2 protein-coding genes are annotated in these 2998 nt (G+C 56.2%); both read right to left on the bottom strand.

The features are described from left to right. Positions 1 to 2083: transglutaminase-like domain-containing protein (locus ACO0LG_RS29480; protein WP_423032170.1), on the bottom strand; the 2083-nt coding region annotated here is incomplete at its 3' end. A gap of 80 nt (positions 2084 to 2163) precedes the next feature. Further along, the coding region (locus tag ACO0LG_RS29475; protein ID WP_423032168.1) for a choice-of-anchor A family protein at positions 2164 to 2998 on the bottom strand (835 nt) is incomplete at its 5' end.

Here is a 2998-nt window from a genome sequence, read left to right as displayed (position 1 = left end):
TGGCGTGGTAGTCACCGGCATGGACGCTGAAGTTGTTGTCGTTCCAGCCGCCACTGGCGGGCTCGAAGCTGCCTATGGAGGCGCTGAGTTCGCTGCCGAGTGTGAAGCTGCCACCGCTGGCGACGACTTGACCATCGAGGCGGAGTTCTGCCTTGACCTGGATGAGGTAGCCGGGGACGCTGAGCGGGAATTCGCTGGCGCTAACGGGGCTGTTGTCGGCATGGGCTTTGGGCAGGTAGGCGGCAAGTACGTCGGCATCGGCCTGGGTGGCGGGACTGAAGCTTAAAGTCAGGCGTTTGCCTGCGAGGGCGGCGTAGCTGCTGTTATAGCTGACAGTGGTTGTACCCTGGGCTTGTGCTGCGCTGCTGGCAAATACTTGCAGGCGTACTGCGCCCTTCAAGTTAGCAGGCAGGGCCTGGAAGGCGGCGCTTTTAACGATGGTTTTATAGGGCAAACTGCCCATGAGGATGGCGTAGTTCTCGGCGCTGATGACGTTACTACCGAGGACTGTGCCTATGGTAAGGTCAGCGCCTTGCTGGTTGAGGACCTGGTTGAGCTGGTTCTGGTAAGTAGTGAAGGCGCTCTGGATATTGGGCTGGTTGAGGCTTTGTCCGTAATCAGGGGTGCAGTTAGCACCTTGTTTGGCGATGTCAAATACACCGGCTTCATTGAGACTGACGCTGCTGCGCAGATTTAAAGCGGGCTGGGAGCTGAGTTGTTTGAAGCTGGGGTCGAGCGGCAGCCAGGTGCTGGCGGTGTTGTTGCGGGCACCTCGGCTGGGGCTGGCGTCAACATAGGCTTCTACCCAGACGTGTTCGACCTGGATGGCGGTAATCTGTGCGCCCTGGAGGAGGGCTTTGTTGGGGACGCCTGCCTGACTTAACAATGATTGCGCTGCGCTGACGTTGTCGACGTGCAGCCAGTTCAGCAGCCTTTGGGTCGGGACTTCGACTGTGCCGTAGACGTAGCGGCTGGGGATGCCTGCTGCGCGGTTAAGCGCAATCAGCAAGCTGGCGGCATCGATGTCGTTGCCGCTCTTGGCTTGCAGGGTTTGTGCTGCGCCTTGCAGGCTGCCGTAACCAACTTTGTATTTGATGTTGTTGCGGACGTAGTTATAGATGGCAACGGGGTTGTTCTGTAAGGAGGCAGCCAGGGACTGGATCTCTGAAGTCAGCTGGATTTCTTCAGCGGCGGCAAGATCGGCGGCGGCTGGTGCATCACTCAGGGCGGTATCGGGTAAAGCCAGGCCGGAGAGACTGCCTGTTGCGGCCACGGCAGGGGCTGGGGCAAATGCGGGTGGTGGTGACTGGCGGCTGGTATTACTGCTGGTGCTGGTCACGGAGGCGAGTTGATTCGACTGCGGTGCTATCGCTCCGGCGCTAGTTTTACGTACCTGGTCGCTGCTATTGCCCCAGGGGAGTTTGGTGCCGTTGAGTGCACTGGCCTGGCTGGCGTATTGTTTAATGGCTTGTTGCCATTGCTTGAGGGCGGCAGTCGCATCGCCCTTCCCTGCTGCGGCATTGTCAATTGGGGCGTAGGCGTCTTGCAGCAGTTTGGCACGGGCAGTAAATTCGCTGACCATGCTTTGGTGGCGCTGGAGGACGGTGCTGGATAGTTTGTTTTGGGTGAGGAAGCTTTCTGTTGCGGTAAAAGCTTTGCTCATGAGTTGCTGTTGTTGCAGCAGCACCTGGTATTGGCTGCGTATGCCGGTGATGACACTTTGGGCTGCGGCGTTATTGGTGAGGCTTTGCGGGCTGGCCTGGGTGCTGAGGTCGATGAGTTTGGTCAGCGCGCGGGCGTAGTCGGTACTGGCGGTGCTGCTGGTGTTAGCTACAGGCGCGGGGGCGAGTAAAGATGCCTTGGTGTTCGCTGCTGTGGCCGTTGGCATGGTGACGGCCATGCCTTTGCTGGCGGGCAGCTTGCGTGGGCCCAACGGCAGCAGGACGCTGTTATTACTGTCCGCAACGCGGGAAGCAGCTGTCACTGTACCTTGCGCCATCGCCAAGGGTGACAATAGGCTGCTGACGAAACTCGCCAAAACGATACTGGCGACGCTGCGTTGTAATGGAATGTGGCGGAACATAATTTTACTCTTGGTAATAAGTATTTCTGACGGCATCATGCCGGGTTTATTCATTCGATGCGGTGATGGTCACCACGTCTTCAATTGGTTGGGACAAACAGGGTCGTGCCTACTTCCATATTCGAATCCCAACTGGCAGCGATGACGATGCCTTCCAGATGTCCGCCTGAATTCTTGATGCAGGCATAGGGGGCAAGGATGCTGCCATACACACCGGCATTATTAAAGTTCAACAACTCGGTGTCATACATGTTGATGAGCACTTTGCTATGGCGGTTGATAAAAGCCGTCATGCTGATGCCAAACTTGATGGTACGCTGGGCATTGCTGGCGACATTCAAGATCAGGTAGGCATCTTGTTTTACGTTAGCCAGCACAAAATTATAGGTACTGACGACATGGTCTGCGGTCAGGTTGAAAACTTCGATATCTTTATTACTGCCCGTCAGTGTGATCTGCGCATAGAGCTGGCTGACTGTTCCTGTTGCCGGGGCTGTGCGCAGTTGTTGCGAGAGCACGGTCAGGTAAGTACGTTCTGCTTCAAAATCGATGGGGCCGACATCTTGTTTGCGGAAATCAAGGTAGCTGGCAACTTTAGGGGATGCGCCCTTGGTGCCTGAGTAAATCGCAAAACCATTATTGGTACTTGATCCCAAACTACCTGCATAGGCAAGCAGATTGCCCCCAATCACCAGCGCCGGGCGAGTATCGTTGGGATTCATCTTGCCACCTATGTTACCACCGGGTGTATTCAGCGCGCCGCCAACAGCAAGCCGCCCTTCGACGTCGGTGATATTGCTGACATTACCAAAGATGAATGCGGAATATTGTCCGGCCACACCCAGATCAATTTGCTGCGCCTGACACAATGCAGAAGAGAATATCAAACCCAGTGCAAGACACAGGCCTTGCGCA

Origin of the sequence: Undibacterium sp. Ji42W (assembly GCF_049340405.1) — a bacterium.
Lineage (GTDB): Bacteria > Pseudomonadota > Gammaproteobacteria > Burkholderiales > Burkholderiaceae_D > Undibacterium.
The sequence above is the reverse complement of the archived record's forward strand: the minus strand, read 5'-3'. Positions and strand labels throughout refer to the sequence as shown.